Here is a 17,131-nt window from a genome sequence, read left to right as displayed (position 1 = left end):
TTAAAGAATGTTAAATTTGTATAGTATCTTTGCTATGCTTTGATTCAAAGTTTATGAAAAATAATAAATATATTTATTTTGTTTTTGTCTTGCTATTTGGAGCGTCAATTCAGGCGCAATCTAAAAAATGGACGTTAGAAGAATGCGTAAAGTATGCATTGGATAACAATATTTCGATTAAACAATCGGAATTAGATACCAGAAGTGCTACTATTGATAAAAAATCTGCCATAGGAAATTATTTGCCTACGGTAAATGCCAATGCTTCACACTCCTGGAACGTTGGTTTAAATCAGAATATTACAACGGGATTACTTGAAAATCAAACCACACAATACTCTTCTGTTGGAGCAAGTGTAGGAGTTGATATTTATAAAGGATTACAAAATCAGAATACATTACGAAAAGCTAATTTATCTATTGTAGCATCAAAATATCAATTGCAAAAAATGCAAGAAGATATTTCGCTTAATGTAGCAAATGCATTTTTGCAAGTACTTTTTAATAAAGAAAATTTAAAAGTACAACAAGAACAACTTGCAATTAGTGAGAAACAATATACACGTTCAGACGAATTGGTAAAAGCAGGAACAATCCCAAGAGGAGATTTATTAGATATTAAAGCTACTGTTGCAACTGGTAAACAAAATGTTATCATTGCAGAGAATACGTTGCTAATTTCTAAATTAAGTTTGGCACAGTTGTTACAACTAAAACAATTTGAAGATTTTGATGTTGTTGACGATACCAATATAAATGATGGAAATTCTATTTTGTCACAGTCGGCAAGTACAATTTATGAAAAAGCAAAAGAAGAAAGAACAGATTTAAAAATTGCTAAAACGAATCTGGAAATTGCAGAGAAAAATGTATCTATTGCCAGAGGTGCTTATCAGCCTACTTTAAGTGCATTTTATAACTTTAATACCAGAGCAAGTTACTCAGATATTGTTACAGGGGCAGTTCCAGATGCAAATAATCCTACCAAGCAAATTGGTTTTGTACAAGGGACAAATCAAAGTGTATTGCAAAATAATTTTTCGCCAGTTTTAGGAAATGCAGCGCCAATTTTGGATCAGTTTAAAGATAATAAAGGACAGTCATTTGGTTTCCAGCTATCAGTGCCAGTTTTTAATGGTTTCTCTGCAAGAAATAACGTAGAACGTTCAAAAGTAAGTTTAGAGAAATCTAAGATCGAATTAGAACAAAAAAACTTAGATTTACAACGTAATGTTTATACTGCTTTTACAGATGCAAAAGGAGCGTTAAATGCACATGAAGCATCGGTTGTAGCATTAGAGTCAAGACAAGGAGCTTATGATTATGCTAAAGAAAAATTTGCAGTAGGATTAATGAATGCATTTGATTTTAATCAATCACAAACATTACTTACTAATGCACAGTCGGAAGTTATTAGAACGAAGTACGACTATATATTTAAAATTAAAATATTAGAATTCTATTTTGGAATTCCGATTGTTAAAAACTAGTTCATTATGTCAAAAAAAACAATTTATTTCTTATTAGGCGGCGTAATAGTTGTCATTGCAGCATTAGTTTGGTTTAAGAAAGAAGGTGTAATAGGAAATAAAGATGCTGGTACAGAAATAGAAGTTGCAAAAGTAATGGCATCGACTATTGTAGAAACTGTTTCGGCAACAGGAAAAATTCAGCCAGAAATTGAAGTGAAAATTTCATCAGAGGTTTCAGGAGAAATTATTGCGCTAAATGTAAAAGAAGGGCAAGTTGTTAAAAAAGGAGATTTATTGGTAAAAATAAATCCGGATTTATATACATCAAGTTATGATCGTACCGTTTCTAATTTGTCTGGAGCCAAAGCTGGTTTAAGTCAATCAGATGCTTCTTTTAAAGAGGCAAAGGCTAGTTATGAAAGAAATAAAAAGTTATTTGAAAAAGGAATTATTTCCAAGTCAGATTGGGATAAAGCAATAGCTTCTTTTGAAGTTGCCAAAGCAACCAAGCAAAATTCTTATTTTGCTGTACAAAGTGCTTCAGCATCTGTAAATGAAGCTAAAGATAATTTAAGACGTACTACTATTTATGCTCCTGCAGATGGAACAATTTCTGTGCTTAATGTAGAGCTTGGAGAGCGTGTTTTAGGAACCCAACAAATGGCTGGAACTGAAATTTTAAGAGTTGCCAACTTAAACAATATGGAAGTTGAAGTTGATGTAAACGAAAATGATATTGTAAAAATAAAAGTTGGAGACGAAGCAAATGTTGAAGTAGATGCTTATTTAAAAAAGCAATTTAAAGGTATCGTAACAAGTATCTCTAATTCAGCGAGCAGTACATTAACATCTGATCAGGTAACAAACTTTAAAGTTAAAGTAAGAATTTTAAAAGAATCGTATCAGGATTTATTGGAAGGGAAGCCAGAAGTATATTCGCCTTTTAGACCAGGAATGACAGCAACAGTTGATATTATAACAAACACAAAAAAGAATGTGTTGGCGGTGCCAATAAGTGCCGTAGTTGTAAAATCTGATACTACAGCAGTAAAAGAAATTAAAGTTGAAGACCCAAATGATAAAAAAGTAGCTCCTAAAAATGACAAAAAATTCGAATGTGTTTTTGTGAAAGAGGGAGATAAAGCTAAAATTAGAATTATCAAGACAGGAATTCAAGACGATACAAACATCGAAGTAATGTCTGGACTGAAACCAGGAGACGTGGTAATTACAGGACCATACACAACAGTTTCGAAAGATTTGAATTCAGGAGATAAGGTTAGCCTTAAATCCGATAAAGAGAAAAAATAATAATGACAAGACAATCTAGTTCTATAGTAGAATTAGATTGTTTTTTGTTTCCATAAAATATAAAATTAGTTTGGCTTACATTCTTAATATTGAAACCGCTACAAAGAACTGTTCTGTTGCTTTAGCAAAAGAAGGAAAAATTATTCTGCACAAAGAAATCTCTGAAGAAGGCTATTCTCACGCCGAAAGATTACATGTTTTTATCGAAGAATGTATTCAGGAAGCAGGAATTACTTATAAGGATTTATCTGCAATTGCAGTTAGTCAGGGACCTGGATCTTACACAGGATTACGTATAGGTGTTTCGGCTGCAAAAGGGTTATGTTTTGCATTGAATATCCCATTAATAGCTGTAGATACATTACAAACATTAGCTTCTCAGGCAAATGTTACAAATGGCTTAATTGTTCCGATGCTAGATGCTAGACGAATGGAAGTGTATAGTGCTGTGTTTAACTCAAAGTTAGAAAAGCAAAGAGAAATTTTGGCTGAAATTATTACCGAAAACTCTTTTGAAGAATATACCGAAACGATTTATTTTGTTGGAGATTGTGCCGAAAAATGTAAACCAGTTTTAACAAAAGAAAATTTCATTTTTCTAGAAGATGTTAAGTACCCATCGGCAAAAGAAATGAGTACCATAAGTTTTGATAAATTCAAAATAAACGACATTGTAGATGTCGCTTATTTTGAACCTTACTATTTGAAAGATTTTATGGTTACAACTCCCAAAAAGCAATAAAAACTATTTTATTTTTGAAGTGTATAAGGCTGAACAGAAATTCCTGCTTCGTCTAAAGCAATTTTGCAATTCTCTAAAGTTTGAGAAATAACAGTTCCGAAATTTTCATTTTTTGCCCAAGGGCGCACTGCAAATTCTACAGAACTAGTTGTTAAGTTTTTTACGAAAACTTCTGGCGCAGGATTCTTAAGCACATTAGGATTGTCTACTAATATTTTTTCAAGAATATCTTTAGCCTTTTTAATATCAGCATCATAAGCAATTGCAAATGTTAAGTCGGCTCTGCGTTGTCCTTGCATAGAATAATTAATAATTGTGCCATTAGATAAAGCTCCATTTGGTACAAATACAGTTTGATTGTTTGCGGTAAGCAACTTAGTTACAAAAATTTGTATTTCAGAAACGGTTGCGATAACACCTTGTGCTTCAATTGTATCACCAACTTTAAAAGGTTTAAAAACAATAATAAGCATGCCTCCTGCGAAATTAGAAAGAGAACCTTGTAGTGACAAACCTACTGCAAGACCCATGGCACCAAGAATAGCAACAAATGAAGATGTTTCAATCCCTAGTTTAGAGATAAATGATACAAATAGTAATATTCGTAATGCCCACAATAAAATATCCGCAAGGAATTTAGATAAGGTAGGGTCGAGGTTACGTTTTACCATTATTCGACGCATTACTCTATTTACAACACGAATAATGTAGAGTCCTACAAATAAAATAAGAAAAGCTGAAATTAGTTTTGGAGAATAATCAACTAATATTTTTATAAATTGATTAACGTACTCACTAATTTGTTCTGGATTTAGATTCATTTTTTTTAATATAAAAAAACCTTCTCATAGAGAAGGTTTGAATTAGTTTGACAAAGATAAAAATTAATTATTTTATTAATTAAAAATCGAGATCATCTTTAACTATTTATTTAATGCTTTATCCGAAGCTTCATCGGCTGCGTCAGTTGCATCGGCAGCAAGTGATTTTGTTTCTTCTGTAACAGTTTCAGCTGTTGTTGAAGCAGTTTCTTTAACAGAATCAACTGCTTTTTCGATAGCATCCGAAGCTTTTCCAGCATATTCGCTCACGGTATCTTTTGCTTGATTTACATAATCTTCAGCGCTGTCTAGTATTGGGGCAGAAACTTCTTTAACCTTTTCGAAAGTTTCTCCAGCAAATGTTTCCGCTTTTTCAAGATATGGAGCCGATGCTTCTTTAACCTTGCCTATGGTTTCTTCGGCAAATGTTTCGGCTTTTTCAAGATAAGGAGCAGCAGCTTCTTTTGCTTGTTCAAATGTACTTTCGGCTTGGTCTGCTAATTCTGTAGCAGACTCCTTGGCAGTGCCGAACAAATTCTTAAAAAATGTTGATAATCCCATAATAGTTCTTGTTGATTAATTTAGATTACAATATTAATCTTTTTTTTAAGAAATATATTATTTGCGGAGTAATAATTTATTGATAATAAGTAGTTTGTGTTTTTGGTTTCGTTTTTTTACGACAATAAAAAAGCGCTCCGATTGAAGCGCTTTTTTTAAATTTTTTATAGAAATGAGGGTTATGCATTTACAGCTTCTACTTTTATGTTATCGTCATTTAGCATACTTTTTAGCATATTTTCGATACCACTTTTAAGTGTAAACGTTGATGACGGACAACCGCTACAAGCTCCTTGTAAAATCACTTTTACAGTTTTATCCGTTTCATTATAAGAATCAAAAGCAATATTTCCACCATCGGCAGCTACCGCAGGTTTTACATACTCTTCTAATATATTGATAATTTGTTGTGATGTTGTATCCAGTTTATCAAAAGCTTCATCTTTAGTAACATCATTTTTAGTTGCTACTTCTATTAGACTTTCGTCTAAAACTGTTCCTCCGTTTTCAATATATTGTTTAATGAAAGTTCTTAGCTCAAGAGTAATTTCTTGCCAATCATTAATCTCATATTTAGTTACCGAAATATAATTTTCATCTATAAAAATCTCTTTTACATAAGGAAATTTAAATAATTCTTGTGCTAATGGAGAAGATGCAGTTTGGTCAATATTTTTGTATTCTATTGCATTTTTAGTCAACATTCTGCTTACTACAAATTTTAGGGCTGCAGGATTAGGAGTCGATTCACCATAAACAGTTATTGGCTGCTTTTTAGGTTTATTTTCGTCAATACTTATTATTACTCCACCATCGTTTACAAAAGCTTCGATTTGTTCAGCTACAGCATCTTTTACATCATCCCATTCAACAATGCTATATCTTTCGATAGCAATAAAATTACCTGAGATATATACAGTTTTTACAAATGGTAAATGAAAAAGTTTTTGAGCTAATGGAGAGTTTTTAGCTTCATCAATATTTTTAAATTCAAAGCTCTCATTCTTAGTTATAAAGTCAGGAAATTCGAATTTTAGTATAGTAGGATTTTGTGTTTCTTTTATAGTGAGTTTTGTCATGATTTAGTAATTTTTTACAAATTTACTAAAGTTATTTTCTACTAATAGTTATATTTGATATTTAATATGAAAATAGCGTATTATTTCCTCAATCTTAGGAATTTTTACCATATTTTAATACTAAAATAAAATTTTAACACCTACTTTAATAAACCTGCCCCCAATGTATAGTAAAATTAAATATTCAGTTTTTCTATTATTTATATTTTCTTATTCATACTCTCAAGAAGGGATTCCTGTTTATTCAGATTATTTATCGGATAATTATTATTTGATACATCCTTCGATGGCTGGTGCGGCAAATTGTGCAAAACTTAGATTAACAGCGCGTAAGCAATGGTTTGGTCAAGATGATGCGCCAACATTGCAAACATTAAGTTTTAATGGTCGAATTGGAGATAGTAGGTCAGGAGCTGGAATTATAGTTTTTAATGATAAAAATGGTTATCATTCTCAAAAAGGAGTTAAACTTACTTATGCATATCATATTCTTTTTTCTAGAGATGAGATTGATTTAAATCAGCTTTCATTTGGTATGAATGTAGGTGTAATTCAGAATCAATTAGACGAAACAGCTTTTGAAGCATTTGATCCAATTGTTGTTGGAGATATTCAAAAGGATACTTATTTTAATGTAGATTTTGGAGCATCATATAACTATCTTAACTTTTATGCCCATGCTACAGTTCAAGGAGCTGTTGAATCCAGACGAGAAATATATACAGAATTTGAAAGTGATAATCTGAGAAAATATCTTTTGAGTGCAGGATATGTCTTTGGAAATAAAAAGAAATTATTGTGGGAACCTTCAGTTCTTTTTCAATTATTTGATAAAACAAAAGAGAAGTTAGTCGATTTTAATCTGAAAGCATATAAGAATATGGATTTTGGTAGTCTTTGGGCTGGATTATCATATAGAAGAAGTTTTGATGGAGCTCAATATTATAATGGTTCCGGAATATCTACTCAAAAATTACAATACATAACTCCTATCTTAGGGGTTAATTATAAAAACTTCATGTTTGCTTATACATATTCGCAAGTTACGGGTAATGTAAAGTTTGATAACGGCGCATACCATCAAATTACTTTGGGACTTAACTTATTCTGTAAGCGTGAACGATATGATTGCGATTGTCCAGCAATAAACTAATTATAATTCATTTTAAAAATAAATTTCATGTTGATAAAATCTGTAAACGGAAAAACACCTAATATTCCAGAGGATTGTTATGTAGCCGAAAATGCAACGATTGTAGGAGATGTTTCTTTTGGAGATTCATGCAGCGTTTGGTTTAATGCTGTGATTAGAGGTGATGTAAATTTTATTAAAATCGGGAATAAAGTAAATATTCAGGATGGTGCTGTTATTCATTGTACGTATCAAAAGCATCCAACGATTATAGGAAATAATGTTTCTATAGGGCATAATGCAATTGTACATGGTTGTACGATACATGATAATGTATTAATAGGAATGGGAGCAATCGTAATGGATAATTGCGTTGTCGAGAGCAATGCTATTGTGGCTGCTGGCGCTGTAGTAACACAAAATACAGTTGTAACCTCTGGTAGTATTTATGCTGGAGTTCCTGCAAAGAAAGTAAAAGATATAGACCAATCTGATTTTGCTGGCGAAATAGAACGTATTTCTAATAATTACGTAATGTATTCCAGCTGGTTTAAAGAAGAGTAGAGGTAGTTACAAATTTATTTTTTCGAAGAAAGCATTTTTATAGCTTTCGCTGATAGGAATTCTTTTATCTCCAATCAAAGCTTTATTTTTTTGAATTGATTTTACGTGTTTGATATTAATAATGTACGATCGGTGAATTCTGGAAAAACCTTTATTCGAAAGTAAATTTTCAAGCTTTATAAGGCTTATTAATGTTAAGGTGTACTTATTGTCTGTAGTATAAATTTTTACATAATCTTTTAATCCTTCGATAAATAAAATATCCGAAAAGTTTAGTTTTACATTCTCATATTCGGCTCTTACAAACATGAAATCATGGTTAATTTCGGGAGCCGAAATAGGATTTACACTTGCAGGAATATGCAACGGATTAAATAATTGTTGTGCTCTTACAACCGATTTTAAAAAACGATGAAACGGAATTGGTTTTACTAAATAATCTACAGCACCAAGATTAAATCCTTCAACAGCATAATCAGAATAAGCTGTTGTAAAAATGACTAAAGGTTTCTTTTCGATGGCATTTAAAAAATCTATTCCTGAAAAATGAGGCATTTCAATATCCAGAAATATCAAATCAATACTCGTTTGATTTATAATAGAAATAGCATCAATTGCGTTATTGAAAGTACTTACTAACTCTAAAGAATCGACTTTACTCACAAAATCCTTAAGTAACTCGACTGCCAGAGGTTCATCATCTATAATTACACATTTCATTTGTCGTCTTTTTTAGATAAATTTATGATGCGAAAATATAACTTGACCACTAAAGACAAGTTAAAATTAGATTTTCAATAGTTAATTTCCTGTTATAGTTTATTGCTATCTAGACCATTATTAACTTAATCTTAAGTGATAGCAGTTTGTATTTCGTCTAGTTTTAAGTTGAGATGTACGTTATAAAATTTCTTTGTTTCGGTTATTTTAAGTTCGTGTGCATCTGGATAAAGAAGGTTTAGGCGACTTTGAATATTAGTTAATCCAATTCCAGAATTTTCAGGGTCTTTTTTATAGTTTTCTACTTTGTTTTCTACCCGAAAATCCAAGCTGTTTTGTCCGATAACTATTCTAATTTTTACAAAAGCAGCTCCTTTATAATCTGTTCCATATTTAAAAGCATTCTCTACAAATGAGATTAACAATAATGGTTCTATAAATTTGTTTTTGGGTTCACCATGTACATTAATAGTAATGTTCTCGATGTTGTTTAGTCTTAATTTTTGTAACTCAATGTAATTCTGAATGTAGTTTATCTCTTTCTCGAGAGCTACCGTTTTATTGTCAGTCTCATACAACATATAGCGCATCAATTCAGACAATGTTACGATTGCATCTGGAACTAAATCTGATTTTTTATGTGCTAGAGAATAAATACTATTTAATGAATTGAACAAAAAATGAGGATTTGTCTGTTTTCGCAAATAAATCAACTCAGTAGTTGTACGATGTGTCTCGGCTATTAATTTATTTTGTTGGTTATTATAAAACTCTGATAATGTCTTAATAATGGCACTTATAGTTACTATTAAAATATAAAAAAACGAAGGAGCTATTTTAAAAAACAAGGGCTGAGTAACCATTGTAGTTCTAAATTTAATATTTTTAAAATGCACAGGAGGTCCTTCACTAGGAACTGTTTTCATCGGAGGCATTCTTCTAGCCAGTTGTATATCGGGTATGAAATAACTATCCCGAATGATTATAAAAGTGACAATTAGAGCTATAATAAATACGGAATAGAGCCAGTACTTTTTTTGTAAAAGCAACGCTGGAACTAAATAGAAATAGTTTAGATAAAATAATATAATTCCAGTAATCCATTGTACATAAAAATCAGGCGTTATCTGGAACGGGCTTTCGTAAAATTGAATCAATGAGGTTAGGATAAAGAAAGTCCATATAACACTATGAAATAGTATTTTGTTAGAACTAGTATTCTTGATTATTTCGACGTTCATTTAGATAGTTATATCTAATAAAATTAAATCTTTTTTTGTTACCGTTGGTGATAAATTAGCTTCAAGCTTTTTCACTACCAAATTCCCAGTTTTTAAGGCTTCTTTTTCGGTAGTAAAGCTCTTGTTATTATCAATAACAGGAATTATGGTTTGCTTGATTATGATTTTTTCATCATTAGCAATTGTGTATCCCCAACCAGTAGCGGTTTTTATAGATTCTACATGATATTTCTCTTTTTTATTGCAAGCTACAAGTAATAAAATAGTAATTACTGCAATGATTTTTGAGACCGAAGAATAAGAATTCTTCTGGATTTTTGCCCAGAAGAATCGATTTTTGATATTAATTGTCATCATCATTTTGTTCTTCCAGAGGTTTAAATTCCCATGCATCATCATAATAAGACGAACCAGATCTTCCTAATAAAACAAACCCTCTATCATTAATAGCGAAACCAACTGCGTCAGTTCTTGAAGCGCCTTCTAGCGAGGTTCTTTCTTGCCATAAATCAGTAATTGGGTTGTATTCCCAGATTGTTTTTGAGCCTTCTCCACAAACAATATATCCTAAACCATTCATAGTAAAACTAGAGGAATTTGAGCGCATTATTGAGTATGTTTCATGGTCATCTTCGCTATCGTCGAGATTTCTTTTTTTAGTCCAAAGATCAGTGCTTGGATCAAACTGCCAGAAATCATTTTGATTCGAACCGCTATTTACTCCAGTTCCTAAATATGCTTTGTTATTAATTACAAAAACGGTTGCATTTCTTCTTTTGTTTCCACTAAAACCATTTACTTGAGTCCAGGTATTAGAGTTTTGATTGTACTGGTAAAAATCTTTTAGATAATTACCATCGTAACCTGTGCCGAAATAGGCCTTTCCGCCAACTTGAAATCCTACTGCCGAATAACGTGCCGTACCTGTAAATTCTGCTTTTTGTTCCCAAACATTCGTTGCGGGGTTGTATTCATAAAAGTCTTTTAATTTATTAGTACCATCATAACCAAGACCAATGTAGCCTTTTCCGTTTAACTCAAAAGCAGATGCAGAGCTTCTTGCAACTCCTGGAAATTGTGCTTTTTGCTCCCAATAATCTCCTATAGAATTGTACACCCAAAGATCTTTTAGATACTCATCTCCAGTATATCCTGTTGCCACATAGGCATATGCTCCAATTACAAAACTTGCAGCACTAGATCTTGCAGGGCCATCAAAAGCAGATTTTTTGATCCAGTTTCCCATTAATTCGTCATCGGAATTATCATTACTACAGCCTACAAAAGAGAGACTCGTAATAAATGTTGCGAATAATATTCCTTTTTTTAAACTATTCATAATGTATTATATTTATTAGTGTTTGTATTTTATACCAATGTTAAGAATGTAGCTGTTGCCGATATTAAAATCATAAACGTTATCGTTATCATGATTTGATAATTGGTATTTTTTATTAAAATCATACCCGGCTTTAAAATTCACAAACCAATTTCCATCCATGTTTCTCTCATACTCTAATGCAGTAGTAATTTGAGATAAACTCGCTTTTGTGGCTGTATTACCATCTAAATATTTAGTGTTATCCAGATTAAAAAAATCTCCATTAAAACTATTTGTCAGCCTAAATACATTTCGCTCATTGTTAGAATATGTTATTGCTGAATTAGGAAAACCAATAGTCATTGTAGCAGCTTCATTTATTTTATGATAAAAAGAAAATGTTGGAGTTATTTTGGGTAATCCTAAGGCATTAGTTCTTTTTACTCCAATATTTATAGTGTTGTTTTTATCAATAATCTTATTAATCTCTAATCCTCCTAAAACCGATAAATCTGAAAAATTAAGGTTTTCCTGAAAATTTAATATTGGTTCTATTTCTAGGTTTAACGTTGTTTTTTGTGTTAATAGATGAGTAACTACTAATGTGTTTTTAATACTGTTATATGGATTATAATTGTACTTAAAATCATAGTTTTCTATGTCATACTTAACTCCGATATTTTTGTATTGTAATGTATTTGTAATCTTGTTTTTGGTATCAATGTTTTTATAAGCCGAAATTCCGATGCTTGTTTCGTTTAATGTGATTTTATCTGCAGGTTCTGTCTTTATGTTCAAATCCACGCTATAGCCATTTTGAGCATAAATTGTAAACATCGGAACCATAATAAGTAAGGATAGTAAAGTTTTTATTTTCATTATTTATTTATTGGTTCAAAAGTAGTTATGATATTATTTTTAAAAAAAGAAGATATATATATCGGCACTTCCAATAGACTAAATGGCAAATTTTGGTGTCGAATGATGTATTTGTTAGCGCTTAGTGCTTATAGATTGTTTTGTTCTATTTATAGATACAAAAGTCTAGACTGTATATGTTATGATGTTCTCTAGAAAAGTGCATTTTATATTTGTTCAAAAAATATTTATGTACAAGTTATTGTTACCGTTGTTTCTGGGAGTTTTTATGACTTCCTGTAATTCGGATAGAGATGCCGGAGAATTTGTAGTTGGGTCGGATTATTTATCGATAGGGAATAAAGTAATTTTAATCGATACCTTGACTGTTGATATGTCTACTATCAATTTTGATTCATTGGTTACATCTAGTCAAAAAAGGATTTTGGTAGGGAACTATGTAGATCCTATTTTTGGGAAGGTAAAATCGGATAGTTACCTCCAATTAATTGCAAATAATTATAACTTAAATACAGGGGGTTCAGATACGAATTTGCCAAATTATGTATTTGATTCCATTGCAATGGTTCTGAGATATGATAACTATTTTTTTGGAGATACAACCCAAACTCAGACATTCGATATTCATCGATTAACTCAAAAAGTAAAGCCAAATAAGGAGGATAAAAATTTCTACAATAATTCGACTCTAACTTATGCTCCTGAAAGTTTGGGGATGATTTCATATAAACCTCGACCAACTGAAAAAGACTCTATTAATATAAGAATGAGTGATGTTTTTGGTTCAGAGCTCTTTCAGAAATTAAAGAAAAAGGAAGTTACCAATTTTGATGAATTTACAGAATACTTAAAAGGAATGGTTCTTACATCATCTACTGCAAATTCATCGAGTGTCATCGGGTTTAATCAAGCAACAAGTTTAGTGCGGCTTTATTACTCAATATATCAAGGGCAATCTGAAACTTCTCTAATAAAAGATTTCTCTATTCTGGATGCTTCCAAGCAGTTTAATAATATCTCATTAGACAGGACAGGTACACTTATTGAAAACTTGCCAGTTTCTTCAAGTAAATTGCCAAGTTCCCAAACGGAGAATAAGGGCTTTATTCAGTCAGGAACAGGAATTGCTTGTAGAATTGATTTTCCAGGTATAAAGAAACTTAAATATATAGCCGAAAAAGGAGCAATTGTAGACGCTCAATTGATAATAAAACCAGTTGCCAATTCTTATTCTAAGATATATCCACTGGCTGATTCATTACGTGTGTATGTAGGAGATAATTTAAACAGAATTAGTGGTACGCTTAATAATTCGTCGGGCGCGGCCATGTATGCCTTATTAAATAAAGCTAGTGATGAGTTTAATGAAAATGTAGCATACAAAATTGCGATAGGAGGTTTTTTACAAAAAGAAATGTTGAAACAGTCTGATCTGAAATCCTCATTAATCATTACACTGCCTAATATAAATAAAGCAGTTAATCGACTTGTTTTGGGAAATCAGAAATTACAAAGCAATAAAATGGAATTGAAAATTTATTACATCACTTATTAAATGAAAAATAAAATAGCGTTTGCAAGTTTACTAGTTTTAATGTCGTTGACATCGTTTTCTCAAAGTATTTCTAGTTCTCCATATTCACTTTACGGATTGGGTAGTTTATATGATTCAGATTTTGGGTCAATTCCTTCTATTGGCTCTTCGGGAATTGCATTACCATCTAATGAATTTATTAATAATCTTAATCCAGCTTCATTAGGATTTATGTATCAAAACCATTTTTTGTTTGATGTTGGAGGTAAATTTATCGAAACCACATATCAAAATAATTCAAAATCCGAGAATCGTAATAATGCTCAGTTTTCTCATATTGCATTTGCTTTTCCAGTTACACAAAAGTCGGCCTTTAGTGTAGCTCTACGACCTTATTCGAGTGGAGCATTTAAAATTTCAAATTTAAAAATTCCGATAGAAAATAGTCAGGATAAGTATAATTTAGATGTAACAGGAACTGGAGGTTTAAATGATTTTGATTTCTCGTATGCCTACAAAATCAATAAAAAACTGTCTTTGGGACTTTCTGCGGCTGTACTTTTTGGTAGCACTACAGATGATAGGTATTATACGGTAATGAACTCTATTACTAACATTAACAAAAAAACTAATTACAACGGACTAAGACCAACTCTTGGAGTTCAATATCAAATAGATTCTACATTAACAATTGGCTCAACTTTTAAATCACCATCAAGAATAAAAGCTTCTAAAGTACAAAGTGTAACAATAGTAGGAGATTCGGGCACGATAGCCACAGATTCTGATACGGCTTCAGACGTTGATGATTTTTATTTGCCTACAGAAATTGGAGTAGGGCTTAGCAAGGTTTTTAAAAATAATTTGACCATGTCTTTTGATTATGAAAAGAGCCTTTGGAATGACACTAAGCAATCAGAATTGTATGGAGATTTTGTAAATCAAGACCGATTTGCATTCGGAGTTTCTTATAAGAGTAAAAAGAATGCTCGTAAATACGTAGATCGTATTGGGTATGGAACGGGAATAAATTATGATACTGGTTATCTGGAAGTCGACAATCAGAGGGTTAAAAACGTGTCTTTTTCGCTTGGATTAACGCTTCCTTTAGAGAGCAACTCTTTTTCTACTTTAAATATTTCGTACTCTTACGGACAAAAAGGGAAAATTGGCGATGGGCTTATAAAAGAAAATTACCATAAAATATCTCTCAATTTATCATTGGATGGTTTATGGTTTGTTAAGAGAAAAATTGATTAATAGTTAAAAATCTTTCTCATCAACTTTGTATTTATTCTCTAGGATATCCGATAAAACTTTTGGATTACCATTAGTATAAAATATTGGTTCATCTACAGAGCCATTATTAAATCCTGTTTTTTCGCGTAATATATTTTGCGTTTGTTTTGCAACAGCTTCTCCTGAATCTATAATATGAATGTGTTCGGGTAATATTTTTTTTATCTGAGGTATTAAATATGGATAATGACTACATCCTAATACCAAATAATCAATATTCGCCTCAATCATTGGTCTGAGGTAAGATTCAAGAAGTTGAGCCATCTCAGGAGAATTTAAATCTCCATTTTCAATTAATTGTACTAAACCATGACCTACTTGTTCAATAATTTTGGTGTCTTGATACATTTCGGTTGCCTTATTAAAAAGCTCACTGTTTAAAGTACCTTGAGTAGCCAGGATTCCAATAGTCTGCGTTTTTGAATTTGTCGCAGCTGGTTTTATAGCAGGTTCTATTCCTATAAATGGAACAGTGTATTGTTCTCTTAATTCTTTAATAGCATTTGTAGTTGCGGTATTGCATGCAACAACAATTAGTTTACATCCCATATCTAGTAAAAAATCTACATTTTTTTTACTTAAGTCCACTATTTCCTGTTTGGTCTTTTGACCATAAGGAGCATTTTTAGTATCTGCTAAATAGATTGTTTTTTCGTTAGGAAGTAACTGATGAATTGCAGTCCAAATAGAAGTGCCACCAATGCCTGAATCGAAAACGCCTATGGGATTATTGTTTGTCATGAAAACAAAGTTAAGTATTTTTTGGAATCAAAAAAAAGCCTTTAACTAGGATTTTTGAGTGGAATAAAATTAATTTTTATGTATAAAAAAAAACTGCTCGAACCATTTTATTGGCGAGCAGTTTTTTATTTTTTATAAGACAGTTTTTTAGAAACCTAAGTCTTTTTTTACATCAGCAGTTACGTTTGGACCGTCAGCTAACAAAAGAGTAGAACCATCTAAAACATATTGGTATCCTTTTGCTTTTCCAACTTTTTGGATAGAAGCTCTCACTTTTTCCATTAATGGTTTAACGATATCAGATTCTTTTTGTTGTAATTCTTTTTGAGCGTTATCTCTAAAGTCTACAATTCTTTTTTGCATGTCTTGAACTTCTTTAGAACGTTCTCCGTTAACTGCATCAGTAACTGTAGCTGATTCAGCTTCGTATTTTTTTAATTTTGCTTGGTATTCTTCTACCATTTTTTTGTAATCTGCATCATATGTACCGCTTAATTTCTCAAGTTGTTTTTGTGCGTCTATCATTGCTGGCATTTTAGACATAATTTCGCTTACATCAACGTGAGCTACTTTTGCTTGAGCATTCATTTGGTTTGCTCCTAAAACTAGTATTGCAGCAATTAGTAAAGTTTTGATTTGTTTCATCATCATTTTAAAATATTAATTAATTATTGGTCGTATTTCCTTGTTTTTCTTTGTCCTCTTTAGCCTTTTGCTCTCTTGCTTTTTTGGCAGCTTCTCTTTCTTCTAAAATCTTATTTCTTCTTTCTTCTAAAGCTTTTTTGCGTTCGTCATACAGTTTTTGTCTGTCATCAACCATTTTCTGTTTGTCTTCGGCTAATCTTTGTTTGTCTTTAGCTTCATCTGTTGCAGCTGTTTTTGCTGCTTCTGTTGTAGGAGTCGCAGTTGTTGAAACACCTTCTTTTTTTACTGTTTCAGAAACCGTGCCATTTTTTTTAGCTTCTCTTGCGTCTCTAATTGCTTTTTTATTCTCTTCGTATACTCTTATTTTTTCTTCCTGAGCTGCTTTCCTGTCTTCCAGTATTTTATCTCTTGCAGCTTTTCTTTCATCTAAGACTTTTTGTCTTTCTTGTAAAGCTGGACTTTCATCGATTGCAGCTTCTTTATTCTCTTTCGCTTCTTCTATAGCGAGTTGTTTTTTCGTAAGCTGTTCTCTTTTGTCCGTTCTGGTAATAACTCGTAAAACCTGATCGCTAACATCGTATCGCTTTGCTGCAAAAAGCATCGTTAAATCAGATGATCTATCAAAGATAAAATCATATTTTTTAGCTTCAGCAATATCTTGAACGGCAGTAAAAACTTGATCTTGTATTGGTTTTGCCAACGACGATTTTTGTCTAATTAAATCACCATTAACACCAAATCGTTGTTGTTGATAATTTAACATTTCAGTTTCAAGAAACTTAATCTCTGTTTCTCTTTCGTCAATTAGCTCATTCGTTAATAAAGCTTTTTCGGCTTTCAAAGCATCTTTAAGTTTATTGATATCTAATTTCTTAGTCTCAATTTCTTGCTTCCACTTTTCTGCTTTTTGCTCTAGTTGTGTTTGAGCCTCTTTATAGTCAGGGACATTTTGTAAAATATACTCCATGTCGATGTACCCTATTTTTGTCGATTTGGTTTGTGCCTGACTTGTAATTCCTACAATCAGGGCCAAAAATATAAATAAAAATTGTTTTCTCATAACATTAAT

Annotated in this window: 18 protein-coding genes; 7 read left to right on the top strand and 11 right to left on the bottom strand. The window is 31.6% G+C overall.

The features are described 5' to 3' along the window. Nucleotides 1–53: 53 nt before the first annotated feature. The 3 genes from ACJ6WR_RS07210 to tsaB all read left to right on the top strand — a co-directional run bounded on the left by ACJ6WR_RS07210 (nt 54) and on the right by tsaB (nt 3,525). Nucleotides 54–1,490 (top strand): TolC family protein, encoded by a 1,437-nt coding sequence (locus ACJ6WR_RS07210; protein WP_039114863.1) that lies wholly within the window; start codon nt 54–56, stop codon nt 1,488–1,490. A gap of 6 nt (nt 1,491–1,496) precedes the next feature. Beyond that, entirely contained in the window at nt 1,497–2,783 is a 1,287-nt protein-coding gene (locus tag ACJ6WR_RS07205) for an efflux RND transporter periplasmic adaptor subunit (RefSeq protein WP_409417461.1), read from the top strand. A gap of 70 nt (nt 2,784–2,853) precedes the next feature. Beyond that, nucleotides 2,854–3,525, top strand: a complete 672-nt coding sequence (gene tsaB / locus ACJ6WR_RS07200) for a tRNA (adenosine(37)-N6)-threonylcarbamoyltransferase complex dimerization subunit type 1 TsaB (RefSeq protein WP_409417460.1) — start codon at nt 2,854–2,856, stop codon at nt 3,523–3,525. A gap of 8 nt (nt 3,526–3,533) precedes the next feature. On the opposite strand, the gene ACJ6WR_RS07195 is transcribed toward tsaB, so the two are convergent. The 3 genes from ACJ6WR_RS07195 to ACJ6WR_RS07185 form a co-directional block, all read right to left on the bottom strand. Continuing rightward, complete coding sequence (locus ACJ6WR_RS07195; protein WP_409417459.1) at nt 3,534–4,346, bottom strand: mechanosensitive ion channel family protein; 813 nt, start codon at nt 4,344–4,346, stop codon at nt 3,534–3,536. Nucleotides 4,347–4,448: 102 nt separating this feature from the next. Continuing rightward, complete coding sequence (locus ACJ6WR_RS07190) at nt 4,449–4,907, bottom strand: YtxH domain-containing protein (RefSeq protein ID WP_323488663.1); 459 nt, start codon at nt 4,905–4,907, stop codon at nt 4,449–4,451. Nucleotides 4,908–5,086: 179 nt separating this feature from the next. Continuing rightward, on the bottom strand, nt 5,087–5,986 hold the full coding sequence (locus tag ACJ6WR_RS07185) for a NifU family protein (RefSeq protein WP_086894638.1): 900 nt from the start codon (nt 5,984–5,986) through the stop codon (nt 5,087–5,089). Nucleotides 5,987–6,149: 163 nt separating this feature from the next. On the opposite strand from ACJ6WR_RS07185, the gene ACJ6WR_RS07180 reads away from it, so the two are divergent. Together ACJ6WR_RS07180 and ACJ6WR_RS07175 are read left to right on the top strand one after the other, a co-directional pair. Continuing rightward, a complete protein-coding gene (locus ACJ6WR_RS07180) occupies nt 6,150–7,139 on the top strand; it encodes a type IX secretion system membrane protein PorP/SprF (RefSeq protein WP_039118374.1) in 990 nt (329 codons plus the stop codon). A gap of 27 nt (nt 7,140–7,166) precedes the next feature. Beyond that, nucleotides 7,167–7,682, top strand: coding sequence for a gamma carbonic anhydrase family protein (locus ACJ6WR_RS07175; RefSeq protein WP_039114849.1), 516 nt, complete (start codon nt 7,167–7,169; stop codon nt 7,680–7,682). 6 nt (nt 7,683–7,688) lie between these two features. Here ACJ6WR_RS07175 and ACJ6WR_RS07170 read toward each other — a convergent pair whose 3' ends face one another. From ACJ6WR_RS07170 to ACJ6WR_RS07150, 5 genes are all read right to left on the bottom strand, one after another. After that, nucleotides 7,689–8,402, bottom strand: a complete 714-nt coding sequence (locus ACJ6WR_RS07170) for a LytR/AlgR family response regulator transcription factor (protein WP_039114847.1) — start codon at nt 8,400–8,402, stop codon at nt 7,689–7,691. Nucleotides 8,403–8,533: 131 nt separating this feature from the next. Further along, nucleotides 8,534–9,643, bottom strand: coding sequence for a sensor histidine kinase (locus tag ACJ6WR_RS07165; RefSeq protein ID WP_409417458.1), 1,110 nt, complete (start codon nt 9,641–9,643; stop codon nt 8,534–8,536). Beyond that, the gene (locus ACJ6WR_RS07160; protein WP_240474752.1) at nt 9,644–10,003 is read right to left on the bottom strand and encodes a DUF4907 domain-containing protein; all 360 of its coding nucleotides are present in this window, start codon (nt 10,001–10,003) and stop codon (nt 9,644–9,646) included. Further along, nucleotides 9,987–10,982: a Kelch repeat-containing protein gene (locus ACJ6WR_RS07155; RefSeq protein WP_409417457.1), complete on the bottom strand. Its 996-nt coding sequence runs from the start codon at nt 10,980–10,982 to the stop codon at nt 9,987–9,989. The genes ACJ6WR_RS07160 and ACJ6WR_RS07155 overlap by 17 nt, the downstream gene beginning before the upstream one ends. Before the next feature lie 15 nt (nt 10,983–10,997). Continuing rightward, on the bottom strand, nt 10,998–11,843 hold the full coding sequence (locus ACJ6WR_RS07150) for a DUF6268 family outer membrane beta-barrel protein (protein WP_409417456.1): 846 nt from the start codon (nt 11,841–11,843) through the stop codon (nt 10,998–11,000). Between the two features lie 229 nt (nt 11,844–12,072). Between ACJ6WR_RS07150 and ACJ6WR_RS07145 the strand changes: the two genes are divergently transcribed. Beyond that, nucleotides 12,073–13,398, top strand: a complete 1,326-nt coding sequence (locus ACJ6WR_RS07145) for a DUF4270 family protein (protein WP_409417455.1) — start codon at nt 12,073–12,075, stop codon at nt 13,396–13,398. Further along, on the top strand, nt 13,399–14,637 hold the full coding sequence (locus ACJ6WR_RS07140) for an OmpP1/FadL family transporter (RefSeq protein WP_409417454.1): 1,239 nt from the start codon (nt 13,399–13,401) through the stop codon (nt 14,635–14,637). 3 nt (nt 14,638–14,640) lie between these two features. Here ACJ6WR_RS07140 and murI read toward each other — a convergent pair whose 3' ends face one another. The 3 genes from murI to ACJ6WR_RS07125 all read right to left on the bottom strand — a co-directional run bounded on the left by murI (nt 14,641) and on the right by ACJ6WR_RS07125 (nt 17,122). Then, on the bottom strand, nt 14,641–15,417 hold the full coding sequence (murI, locus tag ACJ6WR_RS07135) for a glutamate racemase (RefSeq protein ID WP_409417453.1): 777 nt from the start codon (nt 15,415–15,417) through the stop codon (nt 14,641–14,643). Between the two features lie 147 nt (nt 15,418–15,564). After that, complete coding sequence (locus tag ACJ6WR_RS07130; RefSeq protein WP_035617878.1) at nt 15,565–16,062, bottom strand: OmpH family outer membrane protein; 498 nt, start codon at nt 16,060–16,062, stop codon at nt 15,565–15,567. Between the two features lie 19 nt (nt 16,063–16,081). Further along, entirely contained in the window at nt 16,082–17,122 is a 1,041-nt protein-coding gene (locus ACJ6WR_RS07125; RefSeq protein WP_039114835.1) for an OmpH family outer membrane protein, read from the bottom strand. Nucleotides 17,123–17,131 lie beyond the last annotated feature (9 nt).

Origin of the sequence: Flavobacterium sp. PS2 (genome assembly GCF_046250155.1) — a bacterium.
Lineage (GTDB): Bacteria > Bacteroidota > Bacteroidia > Flavobacteriales > Flavobacteriaceae > Flavobacterium.
The sequence above is the reverse complement of the archived record's forward strand: the minus strand, read 5'-3'. Positions and strand labels throughout refer to the sequence as shown.